Origin of the sequence: Enterococcus sp. DIV0210g, assembly GCF_050559705.1 — a bacterium.
Lineage (GTDB): Bacteria > Bacillota > Bacilli > Lactobacillales > Enterococcaceae > Enterococcus_B > Enterococcus_B faecalis_A.
Genome location: NZ_CP187903.1, coordinates 1,091,297 through 1,115,229, shown reverse-complemented (window position 1 = coordinate 1,115,229; position 23,933 = coordinate 1,091,297). Strand labels below are relative to the sequence as shown.

At 42.2% G+C, this 23,933-nt stretch carries 19 protein-coding genes; all 19 read right to left on the bottom strand.

The window, feature by feature from the left end:
* Positions 1 to 111: 111 nt before the first annotated feature.
* The 19 genes from recQ to purS all read right to left on the bottom strand — a co-directional run bounded on the left by recQ (position 112) and on the right by purS (position 23,928).
* Positions 112 to 1,857, bottom strand: a complete 1,746-nt coding sequence (gene recQ / locus IGI64_RS05415) for a DNA helicase RecQ (RefSeq protein ID WP_429939781.1) — start codon at positions 1,855 to 1,857, stop codon at positions 112 to 114.
* 373 nt (positions 1,858 to 2,230) lie between these two features.
* Positions 2,231 to 4,063: a translational GTPase TypA gene (gene typA / locus IGI64_RS05410; protein ID WP_016625308.1), complete on the bottom strand. Its 1,833-nt coding sequence runs from the start codon at positions 4,061 to 4,063 to the stop codon at positions 2,231 to 2,233.
* Positions 4,064 to 4,222: 159 nt separating this feature from the next.
* Positions 4,223 to 4,987, bottom strand: a complete 765-nt coding sequence (locus IGI64_RS05405; RefSeq protein WP_429939780.1) for an inositol monophosphatase family protein — start codon at positions 4,985 to 4,987, stop codon at positions 4,223 to 4,225.
* Positions 4,988 to 4,994: 7 nt separating this feature from the next.
* Positions 4,995 to 5,270: a UPF0223 family protein gene (locus tag IGI64_RS05400; RefSeq protein ID WP_016625310.1), complete on the bottom strand. Its 276-nt coding sequence runs from the start codon at positions 5,268 to 5,270 to the stop codon at positions 4,995 to 4,997.
* A gap of 217 nt (positions 5,271 to 5,487) precedes the next feature.
* Positions 5,488 to 6,894, bottom strand: a complete 1,407-nt coding sequence (gene lpdA, locus IGI64_RS05395; RefSeq protein WP_016625312.1) for a dihydrolipoyl dehydrogenase — start codon at positions 6,892 to 6,894, stop codon at positions 5,488 to 5,490.
* A 7-nt stretch (positions 6,895 to 6,901) separates the two neighbouring features.
* Complete coding sequence (locus IGI64_RS05390) at positions 6,902 to 8,539, bottom strand: dihydrolipoyllysine-residue acetyltransferase (RefSeq protein ID WP_429939779.1); 1,638 nt, start codon at positions 8,537 to 8,539, stop codon at positions 6,902 to 6,904.
* 19 nt (positions 8,540 to 8,558) lie between these two features.
* Entirely contained in the window at positions 8,559 to 9,536 is a 978-nt protein-coding gene (locus IGI64_RS05385; RefSeq protein WP_016625314.1) for an alpha-ketoacid dehydrogenase subunit beta, read from the bottom strand.
* Positions 9,537 to 9,538: 2 nt separating this feature from the next.
* On the bottom strand, positions 9,539 to 10,648 hold the full coding sequence (pdhA, locus tag IGI64_RS05380; protein WP_016625315.1) for a pyruvate dehydrogenase (acetyl-transferring) E1 component subunit alpha: 1,110 nt from the start codon (positions 10,646 to 10,648) through the stop codon (positions 9,539 to 9,541).
* A gap of 490 nt (positions 10,649 to 11,138) precedes the next feature.
* On the bottom strand, positions 11,139 to 12,551 hold the full coding sequence (locus IGI64_RS05375; RefSeq protein WP_429939778.1) for a PLP-dependent aminotransferase family protein: 1,413 nt from the start codon (positions 12,549 to 12,551) through the stop codon (positions 11,139 to 11,141).
* A 127-nt stretch (positions 12,552 to 12,678) separates the two neighbouring features.
* Positions 12,679 to 13,656 (bottom strand): GMP reductase, encoded by a 978-nt coding sequence (gene guaC / locus IGI64_RS05370; protein ID WP_429939777.1) that lies wholly within the window; start codon positions 13,654 to 13,656, stop codon positions 12,679 to 12,681.
* Between the two features lie 164 nt (positions 13,657 to 13,820).
* Positions 13,821 to 14,735: an aldo/keto reductase gene (locus IGI64_RS05365; protein ID WP_429939775.1), complete on the bottom strand. Its 915-nt coding sequence runs from the start codon at positions 14,733 to 14,735 to the stop codon at positions 13,821 to 13,823.
* A gap of 137 nt (positions 14,736 to 14,872) precedes the next feature.
* Positions 14,873 to 16,162: a phosphoribosylamine--glycine ligase gene (gene purD, locus IGI64_RS05360; protein WP_429939774.1), complete on the bottom strand. Its 1,290-nt coding sequence runs from the start codon at positions 16,160 to 16,162 to the stop codon at positions 14,873 to 14,875.
* 16 nt (positions 16,163 to 16,178) lie between these two features.
* Positions 16,179 to 17,714 carry a bifunctional phosphoribosylaminoimidazolecarboxamide formyltransferase/IMP cyclohydrolase gene (purH, locus tag IGI64_RS05355; protein WP_429939772.1) on the bottom strand — a complete coding sequence of 512 codons (1,536 nt, stop codon included), beginning with the start codon at positions 17,712 to 17,714 and terminating at the stop codon, positions 16,179 to 16,181.
* Positions 17,711 to 18,289, bottom strand: coding sequence for a phosphoribosylglycinamide formyltransferase (gene purN / locus IGI64_RS05350; RefSeq protein WP_429939770.1), 579 nt, complete (start codon positions 18,287 to 18,289; stop codon positions 17,711 to 17,713). Before purN ends, purH begins: the two co-directional genes overlap by 4 nt.
* Positions 18,286 to 19,329 carry a phosphoribosylformylglycinamidine cyclo-ligase gene (gene purM, locus IGI64_RS05345; RefSeq protein WP_429939769.1) on the bottom strand — a complete coding sequence of 348 codons (1,044 nt, stop codon included), beginning with the start codon at positions 19,327 to 19,329 and terminating at the stop codon, positions 18,286 to 18,288. Before purM ends, purN begins: the two co-directional genes overlap by 4 nt.
* Before the next feature lie 14 nt (positions 19,330 to 19,343).
* A complete protein-coding gene (gene purF, locus IGI64_RS05340; protein ID WP_429939767.1) occupies positions 19,344 to 20,783 on the bottom strand; it encodes an amidophosphoribosyltransferase in 1,440 nt (479 codons plus the stop codon).
* On the bottom strand, positions 20,768 to 22,990 hold the full coding sequence (gene purL / locus IGI64_RS05335) for a phosphoribosylformylglycinamidine synthase subunit PurL (protein ID WP_429940756.1): 2,223 nt from the start codon (positions 22,988 to 22,990) through the stop codon (positions 20,768 to 20,770). Before purL ends, purF begins: the two co-directional genes overlap by 16 nt.
* Positions 22,991 to 22,994: 4 nt before the next feature.
* Positions 22,995 to 23,672, bottom strand: coding sequence for a phosphoribosylformylglycinamidine synthase subunit PurQ (purQ, locus tag IGI64_RS05330; protein WP_429939765.1), 678 nt, complete (start codon positions 23,670 to 23,672; stop codon positions 22,995 to 22,997).
* Position 23,673: 1 nt separating this feature from the next.
* Complete coding sequence (gene purS / locus IGI64_RS05325; protein ID WP_429939764.1) at positions 23,674 to 23,928, bottom strand: phosphoribosylformylglycinamidine synthase subunit PurS; 255 nt, start codon at positions 23,926 to 23,928, stop codon at positions 23,674 to 23,676.
* Positions 23,929 to 23,933 lie beyond the last annotated feature (5 nt).

Below are 23,933 nucleotides of genomic sequence, written 5' to 3'. Positions count from 1 at the left end.
GTCTAACCCCCATTCTAATTTAATTATTATAGCATATTTGTTTTTGCATCGGGTGAAAAACTCAAAGGAATCGGGTGATTTTCTTTATTTTTTAGGAATGGGAAATAGGACTTATTTTTCCACATTCAAGAGCGCCATAAATGCTTCGCCGTATTTGTCTAATTTATTTTGTCCGACACCTTTGATCTGAAGAAATTCCAAACGATTTTTTGGCTTGATCTGGCTCATCTCTTTCAATGTCGAATCGGAAAAAACGACATACGGAGGAACTCCTACATCAGAAGCAAGATCTGTCCGCAACGCGCGCAAAGCTTCAAACAGCTCATCGTCTTCTGCGAGCCTTTGGACTTGTTTTGGTTCTTTACGGTAAACTTTCAGCTCGCCTTTCAGCACTTGCACACCCGCATCTGTCAAAAACAGGACAGGATATTCGCCGTTTTTGGCAGCTAAATAGCCGCTGGAAATCAAATAATCGATGAATTGCAGGATTTCTTTTTGCGGCCATTTTTTCAACAAACCGTATGTCGAAAGCTGGTCGAACCGGAATTCTTTGACTTTTTTCTCTTTGGAACCCGCTAATACTTTTGCCAACAGCTGTTTTCCATAGCTTTCGCCCATTCGCTTCAAACACGAAAGAACCATTTGTGCATCCACTGTCGCATCGATCAATTGACGATCATCTAAACAATTGCCGCAATGCTGGCAAGGTGTTCCTTTTTCGCCAAAATAGTCCATGATGTATTGTTGCAGGCAGTTTTCAATATGGACATATTCGATCATCGCTTTCAGCTTTTGGTATTCTTTGATTTTTTGGTCCTCTTCCCGCTGCGATTGCTGGATAAAAAATTTCTGCAGCTGGATATCTTGCGGTGCAAACAGCAAGATCGCGTCACTGGTCAAACCATCTCTTCCGGCTCGCCCTGCTTCTTGATAATAAGCTTCCAACGTTCCCGGGATTTGATAGTGGATGACGAAACGGACATTGCTTTTATTGATCCCCATACCAAATGCATTTGTCGCAACGATCAACGGTTTGCGGTCAAAAAGGAAGTCTTCCTGCATCTGTGTCCGCTCCTTTTCAGACAAACCACCATGATAACGCCCAGCAGGAAAACCTAATTTCCCCAGCAAATTGTACAAACGATCGACTTCTTTACGTGTCGCCGCATAGATGATCCCCGATTGACCGGCATTCATTTTCAGATATTCCATCAGATACTGCTCTTTTTTCTGATCTTTGACCACTTGAAAATTCAAATTTTCTCGTGCAAAACCCGTCTGGATGTGATTTTCTGAAGGAATAGCAAGTAATTTCTTGATATCATTTGCTACATTGATCGTCGCTGTAGCAGTCAATGCAACTAGCGGCGGACGATCTAATTCGTTTAATACGGCCCCAAGCTGAAGATAACTCGGACGAAAATCATGGCCCCATTGTGAGATACAATGCGCTTCATCAATGGCTATCAGCGACACATTCCAGCGTGTAACGGCTTGGATAAAGTCTGGCATGATAAAACGTTCTGGCGCCACATACAACAGCTTATACTGTTTTTGCGCAATTCCTTGGAAACGTTGCGCCGTCTCAAAAGAAGTCAGTGAGCTGTTGATAAATGTCGCAGCTATTCCTAATTGATTTGCTGCGTCAACTTGATCTTTCATCAAGGAAATCAATGGTGAGACAACAATCGTCAAACCATCTAAAAAAACAGCCGGCAGCTGATAACAAATAGATTTCCCGCTGCCAGTGGGCATAATTCCCAATACATCTTCGCCAGCAGCAATCTTTTCAAGGATTTCTTTCTGTCCGGGGCGAAAATCGTCATATCCAAAATATTGTTTCAACAGTTCGTTCAACTTCCTCACCTCTTTCATCATTTTACTCTTTATTGCTAGTAGGAACAAATCTATTTTCGTGAAACTTTTTACGTTTATGAAACATTAACAAAGTCTACAAAAAGTCTTTTAAAAGTCTTTATCAGTAATATTCGGATTTTCTCTCAAATTATTTTTGGCTTTTCCACAAAAATGAGGATCAAAATGTGTTCAAAAATCGCAAACCTTTCCCCTTAGAGTCACCTATAAAATTTTTGCAAAGCCGGATTTGTGATTTTTTCAAAAAACGGTTGATGAAAAATACCAATCCTGCTATCAAGAAAAAAAAGAACGGGTCCATTTCTGGGCCCGTCCTTCTCATCTGTTCAATTAAGCAAAATTTTGAGCTGTAAAATTAGACGTTTTTCTTTTTCGTTGCTTTTTCACGCGCATTTTTGTTCAAGATTTGTTTTCTCAAACGGATGCTTTCAGGCGTTACTTCGCAATATTCATCAGAATTCAAGAACTCAAGTGATTCTTCTAATGTCAATTGTTTTGGTTTTTTGATAACAGAAGTTTGGTCTTTTGTAGCAGAACGAACGTTAGTCATTTGTTTTGCTTTTGTGATGTTGACAGTCAAGTCATTGTCACGGCTGTTTTCGCCGACGATCATACCTTCATAGACTTCTGTACCTGGTTCAACAAAGACAGTTCCGCGTTCTTCGATACTCATGATTGAGTATGTTGTTGCTTTACCTGTATCGATAGAAACAAGTGCGCCTTGGTGACGTCCGCCGATTTGGCCAGCGATCATAGGCAAGTATTGGTCAAATGTGTGGTTCATGATGCCGTAACCACGTGTCATTGACAAGAATTCTGTAGTATAACCGATCAAGCCGCGGGCAGGCGCTAAGAATGTCAAACGGATTTGTCCGTTTCCTGTGTGGACCATATCTTGCATTTCACCTTTACGCATACTTAATGACTCGATGACGCTTCCCATGTATTCTTCCGGTGTATCGATTTGTACACGTTCGAATGGTTCGCATTTCACACCGTCAACGATTCTTTCAATAACTTCTGGACGTGAAACTTGTAATTCATAGCCTTCACGACGCATGTTTTCGATCAAGATAGACAAATGCAATTCACCACGACCTGAAACTGTCCAAGCATCTGGTGAGTTTGTTGGTTCAACACGTAAAGAAACGTCTGTTTGCAATTCTGCCATCAATCGTTCTTCGATTTTTCTCGCTGTCACAAATTTACCTTCGCGTCCAGCAAATGGTGAATTGTTTACTAAGAATGTCATTTGCAATGTTGGTTCATCGATGTGCAGTACTGGCAAAGCATCTTGATGGTCAACAGGTGTTACTGTTTCACCAACGAAAATGTCTTCCATCCCTGATACAGCAATCAAGTCGCCGGCTTTTGCTTCTTGGATCTCTAAACGTTTCAAGCCAAAGAAACCAAATAGTTTTGTGACACGGAATTTTTTAACAGAACCGTCAAGTTTGATCAAGGAAACTTGGTCGCCAACTTTGATTGTTCCTCTGAAGACACGACCGATACCGATACGTCCTACATAGTCATTGTAATCAAGCAATGAAACTTGGAATTGCAATGGTTCGTCGCTGTTGTCCACTGGTGCAGGGATCTTGTCAACGATCATGTCGAAAATAGGTGCCATTGTTGGTTGTTGTTCACTTGGATCATCTGATTCGCTAGATGTTCCGTTCAAAGCAGAAGCGTAGATCACTGGGAAATCTAATTGATCGTCGTCTGCTCCTAATTCGATAAATAATTCCAATACTTCATCTACCACGTGTTCAGGACGAGCAGATGGTTTGTCGATTTTGTTTACGACAACGATTGGTGTTAAATGTTGTTCCAACGCTTTTTTCAATACAAAACGTGTTTGCGGCATTGTACCTTCGTAAGCATCTACGACAAGTAATACACCGTCTACCATTTTCATGATACGTTCCACTTCACCACCGAAATCGGCATGTCCTGGTGTGTCCATGATGTTGATGCGTGTACCTTTATAATCTACGGCTGTATTTTTAGCCAAGATCGTGATTCCGCGTTCTTTTTCCAAAGCATTTGAATCCATCGCACGTTCTTGTAATTGTGTGTGGGCATCCAATGTATCTGACTGTTTCAATAATTCATCCACCAATGTTGTTTTACCATGGTCAACGTGGGCGATGATTGCTACGTTACGAATATCGTTTCTATAATTCAATGTAACTAACTCCTTTTAATCATTTAGTTATGACAGGGCAATTTACTCGACTGCTAATTATAACAGACTTTTTTCATGAAATATAGTGAAATGTTTTCATTTTTTCGAGAAAATTCACTAATTAATACTTTTTTAACTTTGAAGATGAAAAAACGGCTATTAATAATTTAACAGCCGCTGCATTTCTTCATATGCTTTTGGTGTTCCAGCTAAGAAATATTCTCGTCCGGAAAATTGAAGTTCTTCTCCTGAGAAGCCGCTGTGGCGCATCCCAAAGTTATCAAGGAGAATACAGCCTGCAGCGTAATCCCAAGGGCTTAGATTAGAGATATAGCCCACATGGTTCCCTTTGATCATCGCTATCATCTCCAAACCCGCACAGCCAGTAATACGGATGCCGATACTGGTGTCGCCGATTGTCCGGATATTGTAGCGGTCATGGCCGTAAAGATACCCATTGATGCCAAGCAAACCTTCATTCAACGATTTGTTTTCAGGCGCTGAAAGTTCGGTTTCATTTTTAAAGACACCCACAGAAGGCCCGCCCCAATACATTTCACCTCTCATCACATCATAAATAAATCCAGCTTTTCCTTTGCCATCTTCATAGACAGCCAGCATGATACAGAAATTTTCGCCTTCCATAACAAAATTCAATGTGCCGTCAATAGGATCGATAATAAAAACTGTGCCGCTGAAGTCTGTTAGTTCGCTGAAGCCGTCTTCTTCGGCTAAGATTTTTGCTTCTGGGTCAAAAACATGGATTTTTTCGATCAAAAAACGCTGGATTTCTTGATCGATATTTGTGACTAAGTCTTTTCTGTTTGTTTTTTCAGAGACTTGCATGGTTTCCCGACTTGTTTGTTTGATGATTTCTCCTGCTTCTGTCAGCCATTGTTTGATTTCTGAAAAGATTGGTTCCATCTTCGTTCTATCCCTTCATATTCAGTATTTTCCGCTGATTTTCTTTTGCTTTTTGAACCGTTCGATAAAGCGAATAACCAGAGACTCTTTCAAATTCTTTCCCTAACCGTTTTTCTTCTCCGATCGATTTGACCACAGTTTTGAAAAGTCGGTATGTTTCAAGAAATGCGGCATTATCGATTCCTTTTTCATTGGCTTTTTCTAAACTTTCCCACATATTCATCACAATGACCATTTCGTCTGTTGTCCAATCTAAATCTAATGGATATTGATATTCTTGCATAAAAAACCTCTCCTGTCTTGGTTTACTCGCTTAGTTTACCACAGCAGATTAGGCAAAACAAAGGATGGACGCTTGTGGTTTCAAAATGAGTTCTCGCCATCGGTTTACATAATAATTTTATAGTATACAAAATGATCATCTTACAAAAACAGTTGGATTTTTCCATAAAAAAGAAGCTGGGACTTTTCGTCGCCAGCTTCTTTTAGAATACAAGAAATCAAATATGGATCGGCAAACCTAATGCTAATTCAGAAGCGTCCATCACGATTTCACCTAACGATGGATGAGGATGGATCGTCAATGCGATATCTTCTGCATTCATACCAGATTCAATGGCTAGCGCTAGTTCGGAAACCATGTCGCTTGCGCCGATTCCGCCGATTTGCGCACCGATGATCACATTGTCTTCTACTGTTGTTACCAAACGGATGAAGCCTTCTGTTTTCGCAAGAGATAAAGCACGACCGTTACCAGAGAATGGGAATTTGTAAGATTTCGCTTCGATTCCTGCTTCTTTGGCTTCAGCGATCGTCATACCGACAGTTGCTAATTCTGGATCAGTAAAGGCAACAGACGGCATTGCACGATAGTCTACGGCAACTTTTTTACCTGAGATTGCTTCTGCAGCGATTTTCGCTTCATAGCTTGCTTTATGGGCAAGTGCAGCACCTGGAACGATGTCGCCGATTGCAAAGATATTTTTCACATTTGTACGGCCTTGTTCGTCAACAGTGATCAATCCGCGTTCGCCAACTTCGACACCTGCTTGTTCCAAACCAAGATCGTCTGTGTTTGGTCGGCGTCCAACAGTGACCATCACGTAATCTGCTGTCACTGATTCTTCTTTGCCGTCTACTTCATACTTCACAGTCACACTGTCACCGTTATCAACGGCTTCTTTTGCCATAGCAGAAGTGACGATATTGATTCCTTTTTTACCGAAATCATCAAGAACAAGTTTGACCATGTCTTTTTCAAAAGTCGGTAAGATTGAAGGTGTACCTTCAATGATCGTTACTTCTGAACCAAGGTTTGCGTAAGCGCCGCCTAGTTCAGCACCGATGATACCACCGCCGATGATAACGAATTTTTTAGGAACTTCTTTTAATGACAAACCGCCAGTTGAATCTAACACACGTCCGCCAAATTTGAATCCAGGGATCTCGATTGGACGAGAACCTGTCGCTACGATGGCATTATTGAAGGAATATGTTTGAGCAGAATCAGGATGGATCACACGTAATGTATGGTCATCTACGAAAAATGCTTCACCTTCAATTGTTTCTACTTTGTGTTTTTTCAACAAATAGCCGACGCCAGAAGTCAGTTTGTTTACGACTTCGTTTTGTTTCCATTCTTGTGTTTTGCCAAAATCAAGTGTTACGTTCTCTGTTGTCACGCCAAAAGTGGATGAGTCCAAAGCTTCTTGATAATGATGACCTGCAGCAATCAATGCTTTTGAAGGGATACAGCCGACGTTCAAACAAACGCCGCCGATATATTCCCGTTCGATGATTGCTACTTTTTGACCCATTTCAGCAGCACGGATCGCGGCTACATAGCCGCCAGGTCCTGCGCCAATTACAACTGTATCTAATTCAATGGCGAAATCTCCTACTACCATTTCTTACTCATCCTTCCATCAATAATAATTCTGGATCTGCTAATAAGCGTTTGATGTTATTCATTGCTTTTTGCGCAGTCGCGCCGTCAACGATTCGGTGGTCGAAGCTCAATGAAAGTTTGATTACTCGGCCTACGACGATTTCACCTTCTGCGTTGACAACAGGTTGTTGAGCGATTGTTCCAACCCCAAGGATAGCAACTTCAGGATGGTTGATAACTGGTGTGAACCAGCCGCCGCCTACTGAACCGATATTCGTGATCGTAATTGAACCTTCTCTCATGTCTTGAGCAGCTAGTTTGCCTTCATGCGCAAGTCCAGCTTTCTCATTGATCTCATCTGCGATCGTAAACATGCTCTTTGTATTCGCATCTTTGATATTTGGTACGAACAAACCATGATCGGTGTCAGTTGCGATACCGATATTGTAGTAATGTTTATAAACGATTTCTTGTGCTTTGTCGTCGATTGATGCGTTAAGCACAGGGAATTTTTTGACTGTTGAAACCAAAGCTTTGACGATATATGGCAAGAATGTAAGTTTTGTGCCGTTTTCAGCAGCAACATCTTTGAATTTCTTGCGGTGATCCCAAAGTTTTGAAACTTCTACTTCATCATATAATGTTACGTGAGGAGCAGTGTGTTTGCTGTTGACCATTGCTTTGGCGATTGCTTTACGTGTTGGTGTCAACGCTTCTCTTGTTTCGCGTTCTGCTTGTGTTGATTTGAACGCTTTTGGTTCAGCAGCTGGTTGACTTGCTGGTGCTTCTGTTTGAGCTGCTGCTTGTTCAGCAGGTTTTGCTTCTGCAGCTGCCGCTGGTTGAGCCCCACCTGAAACGTATTGATCGATATCTTCTTTCAAGACTCTGCCGCCTTTTCCTGTAGCAGAAACTTTTGTAATATCTACGTCTTTTTCACGAGCATATTGACGAACAGAAGGCATAGCTAAAACATGTTTGCTGTCTCCTTTTGCTTCTTCTGCTGATGCTTGCGGTTGTTCTGAAACAGCTTCTTCTGCTGAAGCTGCAGGAGCCGCTGAAGAACTTGGTGCGCTGTTGTGTCCAGGTGCATCGATCTCAACCAATACGTCACCGACATTTGCCACAGTACCTTCTGGAACAACGATGTTTTTCACTGTTCCGGTAACTGGTGATGGGATTTCTTCCACTGACTTGTCGTTTTGCACTTCAAGTAAAGTATCATCTTCATTGATTGTATCGCCAGATTTCACAAACCATTTGACGATTTCGCCTTCTGCGATTCCTTCGCCGATATCTGGTAATTTGAATTGGAAGACGCCGCCTTCTGAACCACTTGCTTCTTTAGCTGGTTCTGCTGCTGGCTGTTCAGGTGTTTGTTCTTGTGCTGCAACACCTTCGCTTCCGCTTTCTTCATTGTCTTCATGTCCAGGTGCATCGATTTCCACTAATACATCGCCGACATTCGCGACAGTACCTTCTGGAACAACAACTTTTTTCACTGTTCCGGTAACTGGTGATGGGATTTCTTCCACTGACTTGTCATTTTGTACTTCAAGCAGCGTATCGTCTTCGTTGATCGTATCTCCTGCTTTTACAAACCATTTGACGATTTCGCCTTCTGCGATTCCTTCGCCGATATCTGGTAATTTAAATTGATATGCCATCGTTATCTTTCTTCCCTTCTTAGAATTTTACGATTTCTTTTGCTTTCGCTTCGATGTCAGAAGCATTTGGCAGCCAGATGTTTTCTGCTTGACCAAATGGGAAGACTGTATCTGGTGCGGATACGCGTCCAATTGGTGCTTCCAATGAAAGAATCGCGCGTTCTGAGATTTCAGAAACGACTTGTGCGCCGACACCTGCTTGTTTTTGTGCTTCTTGTACGACTACGACACGGCCTGTTTTTTCAACAGATTTGATGATTGTGTCAACATCTAATGGAGCAACTGTACGAAGATCGATGATTTCTGCTGAGATGTTTTCTTTTTCAAGATTTTCAGCAGCTTTGACTGCTTCTCTGACCATCGCACCATAAGTGATAATCGAAACGTCTTTCCCTTCGCGAGTAACAGCGGCTTTATCTAAAGGAACTTCATATGCTTCATCTGGCACTTCTTCACGGAATGAACGGTATAATTTCATATGCTCTAAGAAAACAACAGGATCGTTGCTGCGGATCGATGAAATCAGTAATCCTTTTGCATCATATGGGTTTGACGGAATAACGACACGGATACCAGGAGATTGAGCAATCAATCCTTCCAAGTTATCTGAGTGCAATTCAGGTGTGTGAACACCGCCGCCAAATGGTGAACGGATCGTGATCGGCAAATTACGTGTACCGCCCATACGGTAACGTGTACGCGCCATTTGTGCGACTACTTCATCCATTGCTTCAAAAATAAAACCGAAAAATTGGATTTCAGGAACTGGACGGAAACCTTCTAATGCTAAACCAAATGAAAGTCCTGCAATCCCTGACTCAGCTAAAGGAGTGTCAAACACACGGTCTTCGCCGAATTTTTCTTGCAATCCTTCAGTTGCACGGAACACTCCGCCGTTATTACCAACGTCTTCACCGAAAATCAATACGTTTTCGTCTTGTTCTAGTTCAAGTGCTAAGGCATCTGTGATTGCTTGAATCATTGTTTTTTGTGCCATGATTATTTCGACTCCTTCGCTTCATAAATTGCAATTTGTTCTTTAATGCTTTGTGGTGGGACTTCAAACATATTTCTCAAGAAATCAGAAACTTTTTGTTTTGGCACTTTATCTGCTTCAGCAATTGCTTCTTTGATTTCTTCTTTTGTTTTTTCAATCACTTCTTCTTCTTTTGCTTCAGACCATAATCCTTTTTCTTCCAAATATTTACGGAAACGGATCAATGGATCTTTTTGCTGCCATTCGCCATCAAGGTCTTTTGAACGGTAACGGGTTGGGTCATCCCCAGATAATGTATGTGGACCATAACGGTAAGTAAGGGTCTCGATCAATACCGGACCATTTCCGTTTGCTGCCCATTCTCTTGCCATTTTAGATACTGTATAAACTGCTAATGGATCCATGCCGTCTACTTGGATACCAGGGATTCCTGCTGCGACAGCTTTTTGTGCTAATGTTTTCGCTGCTGTTTGTTTTTCTCTTGGTGTAGAGATCGCAAATCCATTGTTTTGGATATAAAATACAGCGTTCGCATGATACGCACCGGCAAAGTTGATTGCTTCGTAGAAATCTCCTTGGGAAGAACCGCCATCACCTGTATAAGTAAACACAACATTCTTTTTATTGCGTTTTTTCAATCCTAAAGCTACACCAGCAGCTTGGATGTATTGTGCACCAATAATGATTTGCGGTGGTAGAGCTTTCAATTCTTCAGGATAGAAGTTTCCGGCAACATGTCCTCTAGACCATAAAAATGCTTGCGTTAAAGGTAAACCATGTTGAACAAGCTGAGGCACATCACGATATCCAGGAAGAAGTACATCTTCTTTCTCAAAAGCAAATTGACTTGCAAGCTGACTTGCTTCTTGTCCAGCTGTTGGGGCGAAAAATCCTAAGCGTCCTTGGCGGTTCAATGCAGTTGAACGTTGGTCTAATACACGTGACCATACCATATGAGTCATCAATTCAACTAATTCATCATCTGACAAATCAGGTACTAAATCCTTGTTTACTACTTTCCCATCTTGATCAAGTGCTTGATATACTGGGAATTCTGCATTGACTTCATCTAGCAGCGCTTGGAAGTCGATTGGTGTTTTCTTGTTAGCCATTTATCACACATTCCTCTCTCATTTATCCGAAATTCTCTTCAACTCTGCCACTGAAACAGTAATCGAATCTGTATCACTATTTAACCGGCTTCATTTATAAATTATCATGTATTCAAGAGAAATACAAGCTAAAAGCATAAAATTTCACGAGAAAAATTTCATGCGTTATTCGTTGATATGACAGCGTTAGTGAATATAGTCACAAATAAGAAAACGGTTTATATCAGCTTTTTCATCCATAAGATTCTCGTTTTGTCAAAAATATAGCACAGGTCTGTTAAATACTTCTCATTGTTATACACAAATAAAAAAATCCGCTTACTATATTTTTCTCGTGATTTTCTACACAATGGATAAGCAGCTTTTTTCGGGTGCGTCATTTATTTATTACAACAGCAAAAAAGCAAAAGAAACCAATGTTCTGTATTGGTTTCTTTTGCCTTCGCCTATAGATATTTTGTCCAAAATCGTTCTTTTATGCTATTTCCAGTCAAGAATACAGCAGTTCAGATAACTGTGTCATCTTTTCAGAAAAAGCAGGCAAAAGTTCTTTTTCTAAGCGGCTGAAATTGATCCTCATCCCTTCAGATTGTCCGAATAAATAGCCCGGCGCTACGCCTAATCCAAATTTCAGCGCTTGTTCGGCAACTATTTTATCCATCTTTTTCCCATTCCAAGTTAGCCAAGCATAATAACCTCCGGGAATCGGCTGGACTTGGAAGAACGCCTGTGTTTTCTCCCATTGAAGGAGCTGTTTTTTCTTAATTAAAAGGATTTTTCTGATTTCTTCTACTTTTTGTGCGAAATCTTCTTCGAACAAACTAGCTGCTGCCAATTGCGGAAGAATCCCCAGAGAAAGTTCCATCATCTCCTGAGCAGAAGCTAACTTCGAAACTAATGATCGAGGTGCTGTGATCCAGCCTATCTTTGTCGTTTTTCCTAAAACACGGGATAAAGAACCAATGTATAGGACATTTTCCGGATCAAGGACACGCAGCGGCAAAACGGGGTCGTTCGTTAAATCCAATTCTGAAAAAACATCATCTTCAACAATCGGAAGTCTGTGTTTTCGGCACAAGTCGATCAACGCTCTTCTCCGCTGTTCACTCATGACGACAGCTGTAGGATTTTGAAAATTTGGATTGACCATCACCATTTTGATTTTGTGTTTCATGATCGCTTTCTCCAAATAATCAAGTTTCATCCCTTCTTGGTCCATCGGTATGCCAAACAACCGAATACCCGCTGCCTCGAATAAAGGATTCTGATAAAAAAAGGAGGGCGACTCTACCGCAATGGCATCGCCAGCAGAAAGCAGCGTTTGCAAAATAAGGAAAATCGCCTGTTGTCCCCCTGCTGTGATCATCAGCTGATCAATAGATAAATCTTGACCCTTCGCCAAATAGTTTTTGACGCGCTCTCTTAAAGGCAAATAGCCCAAGGTACTGATAGCTGCCTCTTGTTCAAAAATCATTTCCCACGAAAGTTCCGGGAAATGGAACTTCGGCAAAATCCCATGCGGCATCTCTCCAGTATAAAGATCAATAAAAGCCGCATCTGCTTTTTTTGCTTCTAAGATTTTTTGGCTGTAGCGATCTTGTTTTTGTTCGTATTTTTGCGAAAAAAGCTGCCGCCAATCAACTCTTGAAGCCGCTGTATTTTCCCATAATCGCTGGTTGATATACCAGCCGCTGCCTTGTCTGCTTTCTAAGATCCCTCTTGCCTTCAATTCTTCAAAAGTCCGGACAGCTGTTGAACGATTGACCTGAAATGCTTCAGCAAATTTGCGCTCCGGCGGTAATTTTTGTCCTGGATCAAGGTTTCCTTTTTCAATCTGCTGGATGACCTGTTCCATCATTTGTTTGTAGGCAGGGCCTTTTCCCTTTTCAATCGGTTCCCACATATCTTGTCCTTTCTGCTTCGTTCCAGCGTTTTATTGTTTTTCTTATTATAGCAAATTTCTCTTTTTTCAGTCTGGAACTTCGGTGGAATAAAAAAAGAAGCTGGACGCGCCAGCTTCTTGTGTTGGATTAGATTGTATCTCCATTGAAAATAGAGTTTTTCACGATAACATAGTCTACCTTGCGAATTGCTTCTAAGTCGCGTCCGCCAGCATAAGAAATAGAAGATTGAAGATCTTGCTGCATCTCGATCAACGTGTCTTTCAATGAACCTTTGTGTTGGATCCAGATTTTTTTCCCTTCAACATTTTTCTTTTCGCCTTTTTGGAATTCAGAAGCAGAACCAAAGTATTCTTTATAAACGACGCCGTTTTCTACTTTTGTTTCGCCTGGTGATTCTTCATGTCCGGCAAATAAAGAACCGATCATAACCATCGTCGCACCAAAACGAACAGATTTTGCTACATCTCCGGGTGTACGGATCCCGCCGTCTGCGATGATTGGTTTACGGGCTGCTTTTGCACACCAGCGTAATGCAGCTAGCTGCCAGCCGCCTGTACCGAAACCAGTTTTGATTTTTGTGATACATACTTTACCAGGTCCGATGCCGACTTTTGTTGCGTCTGCCCCAGCATTTTCCAATTCACGGACTGCTTCTGGCGTACCAACGTTTCCGGCGATCACGAATGTATCCGGCAAGTGTTTTTTGATATGTTGGATCATGTTGATCACGGAATTTGAATGTCCATGAGCGATATCGATCGTGATATAGTCAGGGACTAGATTTTTTTCTGCCAGCTCTTCGACAAAAGTATATTCTGTGTCCTTCACTCCTACACTAATAGATGTGATCAATCCGCGTTTTTTCATTTTTTCGATAAACGGAATACGTGCTGCTTCATCAAAACGGTGCATGATATAGAAATAGCCGTTTTCAGCTAAAAATTCTGCAATCGTGTCATCGATAATCGTTTGCATATTTGCAGGGACGACGGGCATTTTAAATGAATGGTTACCTAAAGTCACCGTTGTATCACATTCCGAACGGCTGTTCACGATACATTTATTTGGGATTAATTGAATATCTTCGTAGTCAAATACTTTCATCAAATTGTCCTCCTGGCGTTAATATTCAGCAAAACACGAACATTAATTTGTTTTTGGGTGCTTTTTTCGGCGCCCTAAGTAATTTACCTTAATTATCGCAAAAAATCAAGAGGAATTTGTTAATGTTTTAAAGAAATTGTTCGCTTTTAGGTTCTTTTTAAGATTTAAGGCAAAATATTTCCTGCTGCGCGGTAAAGTTCATACCAATCTTCGCGAGAAAGAACGATCGAAGCTGCTTGCGCGATCTCTTTGATCCGGCCGGTGTTCATCGTTCCGGCAATCACTTGCATGTTCGCAGGATGACGCAAAATCCATGCTGAAGCCAAGCCTGTTGGTGTCGTTTGGTATTTTTCAGCCATTTCGGTCAATTTTTCATTTAGTTCAGGGAATTTTTCATTTCCGATGAACACACCTTCAAAAAATCCGTATTGATAAGGCGACCACGCTTGGATCGTCATATCATTCAAACGGGAATAATCCAGCACGCTGCCGTCATGATCGACACTCGCTGTATCTGTCATGTTCACGTGGATTCCTTGATCGATCATCCCAGTGTGTTTTAAACCAAATTGCAGCTGATTTGCCACAAGCGGCTGTTTTACTGTTTTTTTCAGCAATTCGATCTGCATTGGTTTTTGGTTGCTGACACCAAAATAACGAACTTTTCCTGATTTTTCCAATTCGTCGAAGGCTTCTGCTACTTCTTCAGGTTCCACCAATGTATCTGGACGGTGCAGCAGCAAGGCATCAACATGATCCGTTCCCAGACGTTTCAAGCTGCCTTCCACGGATTCGATGATATGTTTTTTTGAGAAATCGAACATTTTTCCTGGAACGATCCCGCATTTCGTCTGTAAAAAGATATCTTCTCTTTTGACACTGCTTTTCGCCAATGCTTCAGCAAAAATCGTCTCGCATTCGCCGCCGCTGTAGATATCCGCATGGTCGAAAAAGTCGATTCCGTTTTCGACAGCTGTTTCGATCACAGCTACTGGGTCTTTTGCATTATTGATTCTCATGCAGCCAAGAATAACTGAAGAAACTTCTTGATTGGTCGTGCCTAATGTTACTTTTTTCATCGTGATTCCTCCTTGATAGTCCTATCAAATAAAAGTGTAGCACATATTTTATGAAAAGGCTTTACAAAACAGCTGTTTTTTTAGACGTTCTGCTCTTTTCGAAACAAAAAAGGCTGGAAAAATCCAGCCTTCTGCTTTTATCTTACTAAACTCTGTTCACTTTTTCTCTGACGCAACAGTCCTTTTTCTCCAATATCTTTTCGGTAAAAAATATGCTGCATCTCGTGTTCCATCAAGACCTGATATGCTTTCTCCTGCGCTTCTCCAAGCGTCGTCCCTTGTGCTTCGATCAAAAAGATCCGCCCGCCCGCGCTAACCAGCTGTCCGTCTTTTTCTGCGACACCTGCATAATAGACATCTGCATGTTCAAGGTCAGAAAAATCAGGCAAAACCATATTTCTTTGATAATCGCCAGGATAGCCTTTTGCGGCAGCAACGACACCCACATGAAAGTTGTCATCCCAAGTAATTTCGGGCTCTTTTTCTTCGAGTAAATCTGTAATGATTTGTGCCAAATCGCTGGTCAGTCTTGCTAAAACGACTTGTGTTTCCGGATCTCCGAAACGCGCATTGAATTCGATCACTTTTGGTCCTGTCTTCGTAGCAATCAATCCGGCATATAAAACACCAGTAAACGAACGACCTTCCGCTGCCAGTCCGCGCGCTGCAGGTTTTAGGACGGTTTCAACCGCTTGATTTACAACAGCTTCAGAAATCTGCGGTACGGGAGAATAGGCACCCATACCGCCAGTATTTGGTCCTTTGTCACCGTCAAACGCCCGCTTGTGGTCTTGAGCGATGACCATCGGATAGACCGCTTCGCCGCGAACAAAAGCTAATAGAGAAAATTCTTCACCTGTCAAAAATTCTTCAACAACGATCCTGCTTCCGCTTTTGCCGAATTTTTGGTCTTCCAGCATTTCTTTTGCTGCATTCATTGCCGTTTCTTTATCCATTGCCACGACTACACCTTTACCAGCGGCCAATCCATCTGCTTTGATGACGATCGGCGCGCCTTTTTTCTCAATGTAGTGTCGTGCTTTTTCATAATCGGTAAATGTTTCAGAAGCCGCTGTCGGAATCTGATATTTTTCCATCAATTTTTTGGCAAAACTTTTCGATCCTTCGATTAGCGCTGCTTTCTTTTTAGGACCGAAAATCTTTAATCCCGCTGCTGAAAAATCATCTACGATCCCATTCAGCAAAGGAACTTCAGGACCAACAAACGTCCATGTGATTCCTTCATTTTTAGCAAAAGCAATCAATTCTTCGTGGTTTGTTTCTGCGATATTTACTGTTTGGATACCTGTTTTCTTCATACCTGGATTTCCAGGGGCACAATAAACAGCTGCGACTAGTGAGCTTTCAAGCAGTTTTTTTCCTATTGCGTGTTCTCTTCCGCCTGAACCAATTATCAAAAGTTTCATTTTCTTTCTCCTTTGATCAATGTCTGAAATGACGTACTGCTGTAAAAATCATAGCGATTCCGTATCGATTCGCCATATCGATGGAGTCCTGATCTTTGATACTTCCGCCTGGCTGGATGATTGCTTTGATCCCGTGCTGCGCCGCATATTCGACAGAATCCGACATTGGGAAGAAGGCATCACTCGCTAATACAGCACCATCTAAACGATCTTGCGCTTGCTCCATCGCGATTTTTACTGATCCCACACGGTTCATTTGACCAGCACCCACACCTAAAGTCTGCGAAGCATTGGCGATGACGATAGCATTGGATTTCACATGTTTTACTGCTTTCCAAGCAAATTCAAGTGCTTTTCTTTCTTCCTCAGTTGGCTGTTTTTCCGTTACAACTGTCCAGTTTTCCGGATCTTCATTGATTTGATCTTGTTCCTGAACCAGCACGCCGCCTAATACCGAAACAAATTCTGGTGAACGATCTTGGTTTTTTTGGCTGAAATCCAATTCCAGCAGCCGGACATTTTTCTTACCTTGAAGAATCAAAAGAGCTTCTGGTGTGTAAGAAGGTGCGATAATGATTTCTAAAAATAATTTGTGCATTTTTTCTGCTGTCTGCTGGTCTACCTCGCGATTCAAAACGATGATGCCGCCAAAGATCGATACAGGATCAGCTTCATAAGCATAGTCCCAAGCTTTTTCAATAGAATCTGCTGTACCGATTCCGCACGGGTTCATATGTTTCAACGCTACAACAGTTGGTTCATCGTATTCTCTAGCGATCCGCAAAGCAGCATCAGCATCGCGGATATTATTGTAGGAAAGTTCTTTTCCATGTAACTGTTTCGCACAAGCAATCGAATACGGCGCTGGAATCGGTGTTTGGTAAAAACCAGCGAGTTGATGATTGTTTTCGCCGTAACGAAGATTTTGTTTATGTTCGAAAGTCATCGTCAGTTGCTCGGTCCATTGTTCTCCTGATAATCCAGTCATATACTCTGCAATCAGCGCATCATAGGCAGCTGTGTGACGGAACACTTTCGCGGCTAATTTTTGTCTTGTCTCAGCTTGCGTTTTGCCAAATTGATCGATTTCCTCCAGAACTTGTTCATAGTCAGCAGGATCAGTGACTACAGTGACTGACGCATAGTTTTTTGCTGCACTTCTCAACATACTTGGTCCGCCGATGTCGATATTTTCAATAGCTTCTTCCGTAGAGACATCCGGCTTTTTGATTGTTTCTTTAAATGGATATAAATTCACACAAACATAATCGATTGGTTGGATACCTGCTTCTTCCATCGCTTCAACATGACTTTGAAGGTCTCGTCTGCCTAGTAAACCGCCATGGACGTTCGGATGCAGTGTTTTTACTCGGCCGTCCATCATTTCAGGAAATCCTGTGACTTCTTCGATCGAAAGAACAGAAATACCTGCTTCTTCTAACGCTTTTTTTGTTCCGCCGGTTGAGATGATTTCGATTCCTTTATCCGAAAGTCCTTTCGCAAACGTTTCGACTCCTGTTTTATCTGATACGCTGATCAATGCTCGTGTCACTTTATATGCCCCCAATTAGTTATTATTTCTGTGATGACTTCTGGATAGATCTGGTGTTCTGCTGCATGGATTTTTTCTTCTAAACTCGCTAATGTATCTTCTGGCAAAATCGCTACTTTTTTCTGGCGAATGATTGGTCCTGTGTCGACTCCCGCATCGATATAATGCACTGTCACACCTGTTTCTGCCACACCGGCTTCATAAGCATCTCTTATACCGTGCAATCCAGGAAACGCCGGCAAAAGAGACGGATGGATATTGATGATTCGTTTTTCGTATGCTGAAAGCAGATTTGGTCCAATGATCCGCATATAACCAGCCAGAAGAATCAAATCGATTTCTTTTTCACGTAAACACGTAAGAAGTTCTTGTTCATAGGCAGACTTATTTACAAAATCTTTTGGTGAAAATTGCAGCTTCTCGATACCCAATCTCGACGCTCGTTCCAAAACAAACGCAGCTGGCTGATCACAAAAAAGCAATTCGATTGACGCCGGAAGCTCGCTGTTCTGAATCGTTTCTGCTAAAACTTGGAAGTTGCTTCCGCTGCCCGAAGCAAAAACAGCTATCTTCATCGAATGCCTCCAGTAATGACGACGCTCGCAGAAGTTTTTTCGATTACTTGACCGATATTGTATGCTTTTTCATCGTTTTCTGCTAATTGCTCAATGATTTTTTCTGCTTTTTCTTTCGCCACCGCCAAAACCATACCGATACCCATATTAAAAATCTCGTACATTTCCATTTCTGGGATCTCGCCATATTTTTCCAATTGTTCGAAAATCGGCAAAACAGGCCAGGTTCCTTTTTCAATCTGCGCTGCCAAACCTTCTGGCAGCATTCGCGGGATATTTTCAACAAAACCGCCGCCCGTGATATGCGCAGCTCCTTTGATTGCATTTTCTTTGATTAGCGGAAGCAGCGCGTTTGTATAGATTCTCGTAGGTGTCAAAAGGACTTCTGCCAGATTTTCTTCAAATCCTGGTAATCTGCTCTCGTTCGTCAATTGATGATCCTCAAAAAAGATTTTTCGTACAAGAGAGTAGCCGTTTGAATGGATACCGCTTGAAGGAAGTCCAATCAACACATCACCAGCTTGGATATTTTCGCCTGTGATCAAGCGTGCTTTTTCAGCTATCCCGACAGCGAAACCTGCCAGATCATAGTCATTTTCGCCGTACATCCCAGGCATTTCTGCTGTTTCTCCGCCAATCAGTGCAGCTCCAGCTTGTACGCAACCTTCCGAAACGCCGGCGACAACTTTTTCCAGCTGCTCCGGATGGTTTTTTCCAGTAGCGATGTAATCAAGGAAATAAAGCGGTTCTGCTCCTTGCGCTAAAATATCGTTGACACACATCGCGACACAATCGATACCGATCGTCTCATGTTTGTTTGCGCCGATTGCTACCATCAATTTTGTGCCAACACCGTCTGTTCCTGAAACAAGAACAGGTTCTTGTACATTTAGCGAAGAAAGATCAAAGCAGCCGCCGAAACCGCCAAGTGCACCCATAACACCTAAACGTTCTGTTCTCTTTACGTGTTTTTTGATTCTTTCTACTACTTCGTAACCAGCTTCTACATCAACGCCGGCATTGGTATACGCATTTGCCATTCCTGATTCTCCTTTTAGAAAAATGAAGTTTTTTCTTTTAATGATGCTCGGTACTTCTCTTCGTAATCATAGAGAGGTGTTGGATAATCCCCATTGAAATAAGCCATACACAAGCCAGAATACGGTGCATCTTCTTTTAACCCAATCGCTTGGATCAAACCATCTTCGCTGAGGAAACTAAGTGAATCTGCTCCGATACACTGACGAATCTCTTCAATATCATGATTTGCAGCAATCAGTTCTTTTCTTGTTTGGATATCGATTCCATAAAAACAAGGATATTTCAATGGCGGCGAAGCGATTCTGACATGCACTTCTTTTGCCCCAGCTTCTTTCAGAAGATTAACGATTCTTCGACTAGTCGTTCCGCGAACGATCGAATCATCGACCATGATGACTTTTTTTCCTTCAACGACACCGCGCACAGCTGAAAGCTTCATTCGAACACCTTGCTCTCGCAACTCTTGGGTCGGTTGGATAAATGTCCGCGCGATGTACTGGTTTTTTACTAGTCCAATCTCATACGGTATCCCGCTTGCTTCGGCATACCCGCTTGCTGCTGAAAGTGAAGAATTTGGAACTCCTACTACCATGTCCGCTTCGATTGGCGCTTCTTCCGCCAGTCGTTTGCCCATATTTTTTCTAGCTGTATGTACATTGACACCAGCAATATTTGAATCTGGTCGTGCAAAATAGATATATTCCATCGAACAGATCGATAACTGTGTTTCTGTCGTATATTGGGTGATCGTCATTCCTTCGTCATTGATGATCACGATTTCTCCCGGGCGGACGTCACGGACGAATTCTGCACCAATTACTTCCAGCGCGCAGGTTTCAGAAGCAACTACATAAGCGCCGTTTTTCATTTGTCCGATTGCCAAAGGTCTGAACCCATTTGGATCAAGTGCAGCTACCATTGCATCTTCTGTCATCAGCAGATATGCAAAACCGCCTTTTACTTGGTTAAGTGCTGATTTCAGCTGTTCAAGAAATGTTTTTTCCTCACTTTTGCGAATCAGATGCATCAAAATCTCCGTATCAGAATTGGAATGGAAGATTGCGCCGTCTTTCTCTAATTCTCTTCGCAATGTTTTGGCATTTGTCAGGTTGCCGTTATGCGCCAACCCGACGGACCAATCATAAAATTTGAACAAAAATGGCTGGATATTATCTACGCTGCCGTTTCCAGCTGTTGCATAACGGACGTGCCCAATCGCTGCATTTCCTGATAAACCTTGTAATTTTCGTTCATCTTTAAAAACTTCAGATAACAGCCCGAGGTCTCTATAGCCTAAAAGTTTGCCTCCATCGTTCGAAACGATTCCCGCACCTTCTTGACCACGATGCTGCAAACTGTGCAGACCAAAGTACGTCACACTGGCTGCTTCCGGATGGCCCCAAACGCCGAAAATCCCGCATTCCTCGTTCAAACTTTTCACTTCATAAGACATGGAATAGCTTCCTCCCAAAGTTTTTTCGCTTCGTGAGTTGCGCACTCGATGCTTCCACCTTCACCACGCAGGATCAGAGAAGCTTCCTCTTTCACTTTTCCAATGTAAACAGCTTGCTGGCCGGCGATTTTCTCAAATACTGCTTGGTTTTCTGGGCGAACAGAGACAACAAATCTTGATTGCGTTTCAGCAAACAGCCATTCAGTTGGAAAATCTGTTTGGATTTCTGCCCCTAACTCATTTTTGAACGCTGATTCTGCTGCTGCAATGGCCAAACCGCCTTCCGCACAGTCATGGGCGCTTTGGATCACACCTGCTTTGATTGCCTCCAACACGATTTCTTGATTTCTTTTTTCAGTTGTTAAATCAAAGTCCATCAATCGTCCTTCGATTTTTCCGTTCATCATCTTCTGCAATTCGCTGCCATTGAAATCAGCTTTCGTTTCGCCGATGACATAAATAAGATCATCTGCTTGTTTGAATTCTTGCGTTGTGATGTGGGCAAGATCCTCGATCAGTCCGACCATCCCGATCATTGGTGTTGGGTAAATGCTTTTCCCGTCTGTTTCGTTATACAAAGAAACATTCCCAGAAATAACAGGTGTATCAAGTACTTCGCAAGCTTTTGCAATACCGTCCGCAGATGTCCAAAGCTCCCAGAATCCTTCTGGTTTATCTGGAGAACCATAATTCAAACAATCTGTGATTGCTAAAGGTTTCCCGCCGCTAGCAACGATGTTTCGTGCAGCTTCTGCAACGGCAATTTGTCCGCCAACTTCAGGATCAAGATACAGATAACGTGCATTACAATCTGTAGTCATCGCTAATGCTTTGTTTGTTTTTCGGATGCGAACAACTGCTGCATCACTTCCAGGACAAACGACTGTATTTGTCTGCACTTGGGAATCGTATGTTTCATACACTGATTTTTTCGACGCAATCGTCGGCTGCTGCAGCAGATTTTTAAATGTTTCTGTAAAATCATTGATTTCAGGTGTAAAGTTTTCCATGTTTTGGAACTCTTTGATTCTTTCCGGCTCTGCTTTTTCTTTGTGGTAAACAGGCGCTTCCTCTGCCAGTGCATCAACCGGGATATTTGCTACTTCTGTTCCTCGGTGATACAAACGATACTGTCCATCATCAGTTACCTTTCCAATCGTTACAGCATCAAGTTCGTATTTGGCAAATAATTCTTTGACTTCTTCTTCGCATCCTTGCTTCACGCAGATCAGCATTCTTTCTTGCGATTCTGACAACATCATCTCATATGGTGTCATACCTGTTTCCCGCTGCGGTACATCATCCAGATATAAAATCAAACCCGAACCAGCTTTCGAAGCCATTTCTGAACTGGAAGAAACCAGCCCAGCTGCCCCCATATCTTGAATACCGATTAAGATTTCCGAATGGTCTAAAATCAATTCCAAACAAGCTTCCAGCAATAATTTTTCCATAAACGGATCGCCGACTTGGACAGCAGAACGCTGCTGCTCTTCTTCCTCGTTGAATTCCTCTGAGGCAAAGGTGGCACCGTGAATGCCGTCGCGTCCTGTTTTCGCGCCAACATACATGATTGAATTACCCACACCTTTTGCCTGGCCTTTTTGGATATCTTTGTGTTCAATCAAACCTACACACATCGCATTGACTAAGGGATTTCCTTCATAACAAGGATCAAATGCAATCTCTCCGCCGACCGTTGGGATACCGATACAGTTTCCATAACCGCCGATTCCAGCTACAACTTCTTCAAATAGGTATTTTGTCCGCGGCTGATTCAGTTCGCCAAATCTTAATGAATCCAAAAGTGCAATTGGTCGAGCGCCCATACTGAAAATATCTCGAATGATCCCGCCAACTCCTGTCGCAGCCCCTTCATAAGGCTCTACTGCAGATGGATGGTTGTGGCTTTCTGCCTTGAAAACGACCGCTTGCCCATCGCCAATATCCACGATACCGGCTCCTTCACCTGGACCTTGAAGTACTTGCGGGCCAGTAGTTGGGAATTTGCGCAAAACAGGTTTCGAATTTTTATACGAACAATGCTCGCTCCACATAACAGAAAAAAGACCCGTTTCTGTGTAATTCGGCATTCTTCCTAAAATATCTTCTTCGATCATGCGGTATTCTTCATCGGTTAATCCCCATTCAGCATAGATCTTTTTTTGTTTGATTTCTGCGGCTGTTGGTTCGATCATCGTATTCATCATTTTAGTTGACTACCTTTCCAAAGTTTTTCAGCATCGAAGCAAAGAAGCGTATGCCGTCTTCTGACCCAAGCAATTCTTCCATCGCTCTTTCCGGATGCGGCATCATGCCCAGGACGTTTCCTGCTTTATTCGTGATCCCAGCAATTTTTTCGACACTGCCGTTGATATTTTCTTCTGCATAGCTGAACACGATTTGATTGTTTTCTTTCAGCTCTTGAAGCGTTTCTTCATCACAGTAGTAATTTCCTTCACCGTGCGCAACTGGCAAGTGGATGATCTCATTTTCTTGGTATTCCGAAGTAAAAGCCGTTTGATTATTCTTTACTTGAAGAGGCACAGTTTTACAAATAAAATGAAGCGAATCATTCCGGCGCAAAACACCTGGCAGCAAGCCGGCTTCTGTTAAAATCTGAAAGCCGTTGCAGGTACCAAAAACAGGTCTGCCTTCTTCTGCAAAACGAATCACTTCGTCCATGATTTTTGAAAAACGAGCAATAGCGCCGCATCGCAAGTAATCCCCGTAAGAGAAACCTCCCGGCAGTAATACGCCGTCAAATTCTTCCAATGAATCTTCATCATGACGAACATATTCTGCTTGTGCGCCCATCACTTCTTCGATTGCCCAAAGCATATCTCTATCACAATTTGATCCTGGGAAAACAATGACCGCAAATTTCATCTTATACTTCCTCCAATGTTTCGATTTCGTAACGATATGTCTCCATATTCACATTCGCCAATAATCGATCACAGATTTGTTCGATTACTTCTTCAACTGGTTCGTCCGTTTTCGCTACTTTCAATTCAAAGTATTTTCCGATTCTCACATCATTGATCGTTTGATAGCCCATTTTGTGGACGGCATGCTTGACAGCTTCTCCTTGAGGGTCTAACACTGAATCTTTATAAGTCACATAGATTTTGACAAAATACATTTGCG

What these genes read in the sequence shown, in the direction of transcription:
- IGI64_RS05365 (WP_429939775.1), bottom strand. Translation starts at nt 14,735, where the DNA reads ATGAAAAAAGTAACATTAGGCACGACCAATCAAGAAGTTTCTTCAGTT.
- purD (WP_429939774.1), bottom strand. Translation starts at nt 16,162, where the DNA reads ATGAAACTTTTGATAATTGGTTCAGGCGGAAGAGAACACGCAATAGGA.
- guaC (WP_429939777.1), bottom strand. Translation starts at nt 13,656, where the DNA reads ATGAAAGTATTTGACTACGAAGATATTCAATTAATCCCAAATAAATGT.
- IGI64_RS05390 (WP_429939779.1), bottom strand. Translation starts at nt 8,539, where the DNA reads ATGGCATATCAATTTAAATTACCAGATATCGGCGAAGGAATCGCAGAA.
- purS (WP_429939764.1), bottom strand. Translation starts at nt 23,928, where the DNA reads ATGTATTTTGTCAAAATCTATGTGACTTATAAAGATTCAGTGTTAGAC.
- purQ (WP_429939765.1), bottom strand. Translation starts at nt 23,672, where the DNA reads ATGAAATTTGCGGTCATTGTTTTCCCAGGATCAAATTGTGATAGAGAT.
- purM (WP_429939769.1), bottom strand. Translation starts at nt 19,329, where the DNA reads ATGGCAAATGCGTATACCAATGCCGGCGTTGATGTAGAAGCTGGTTAC.
- IGI64_RS05385 (WP_016625314.1), bottom strand. Translation starts at nt 9,536, where the DNA reads ATGGCACAAAAAACAATGATTCAAGCAATCACAGATGCCTTAGCACTT.
- purL (WP_429940756.1), bottom strand. Translation starts at nt 22,990, where the DNA reads ATGAATACGATGATCGAACCAACAGCCGCAGAAATCAAACAAAAAAAG.
- IGI64_RS05400 (WP_016625310.1), bottom strand. Translation starts at nt 5,270, where the DNA reads ATGCAAGAATATCAATATCCATTAGATTTAGATTGGACAACAGACGAA.
- IGI64_RS05375 (WP_429939778.1), bottom strand. Translation starts at nt 12,551, where the DNA reads ATGTGGGAACCGATTGAAAAGGGAAAAGGCCCTGCCTACAAACAAATG.
- purN (WP_429939770.1), bottom strand. Translation starts at nt 18,289, where the DNA reads ATGAAGATAGCTGTTTTTGCTTCGGGCAGCGGAAGCAACTTCCAAGTT.
- purF (WP_429939767.1), bottom strand. Translation starts at nt 20,783, where the DNA reads ATGTCTTATGAAGTGAAAAGTTTGAACGAGGAATGCGGGATTTTCGGC.
- pdhA (WP_016625315.1), bottom strand. Translation starts at nt 10,648, where the DNA reads ATGGCTAACAAGAAAACACCAATCGACTTCCAAGCGCTGCTAGATGAA.
- IGI64_RS05405 (WP_429939780.1), bottom strand. Translation starts at nt 4,987, where the DNA reads ATGGAACCAATCTTTTCAGAAATCAAACAATGGCTGACAGAAGCAGGA.
- lpdA (WP_016625312.1), bottom strand. Translation starts at nt 6,894, where the DNA reads ATGGTAGTAGGAGATTTCGCCATTGAATTAGATACAGTTGTAATTGGC.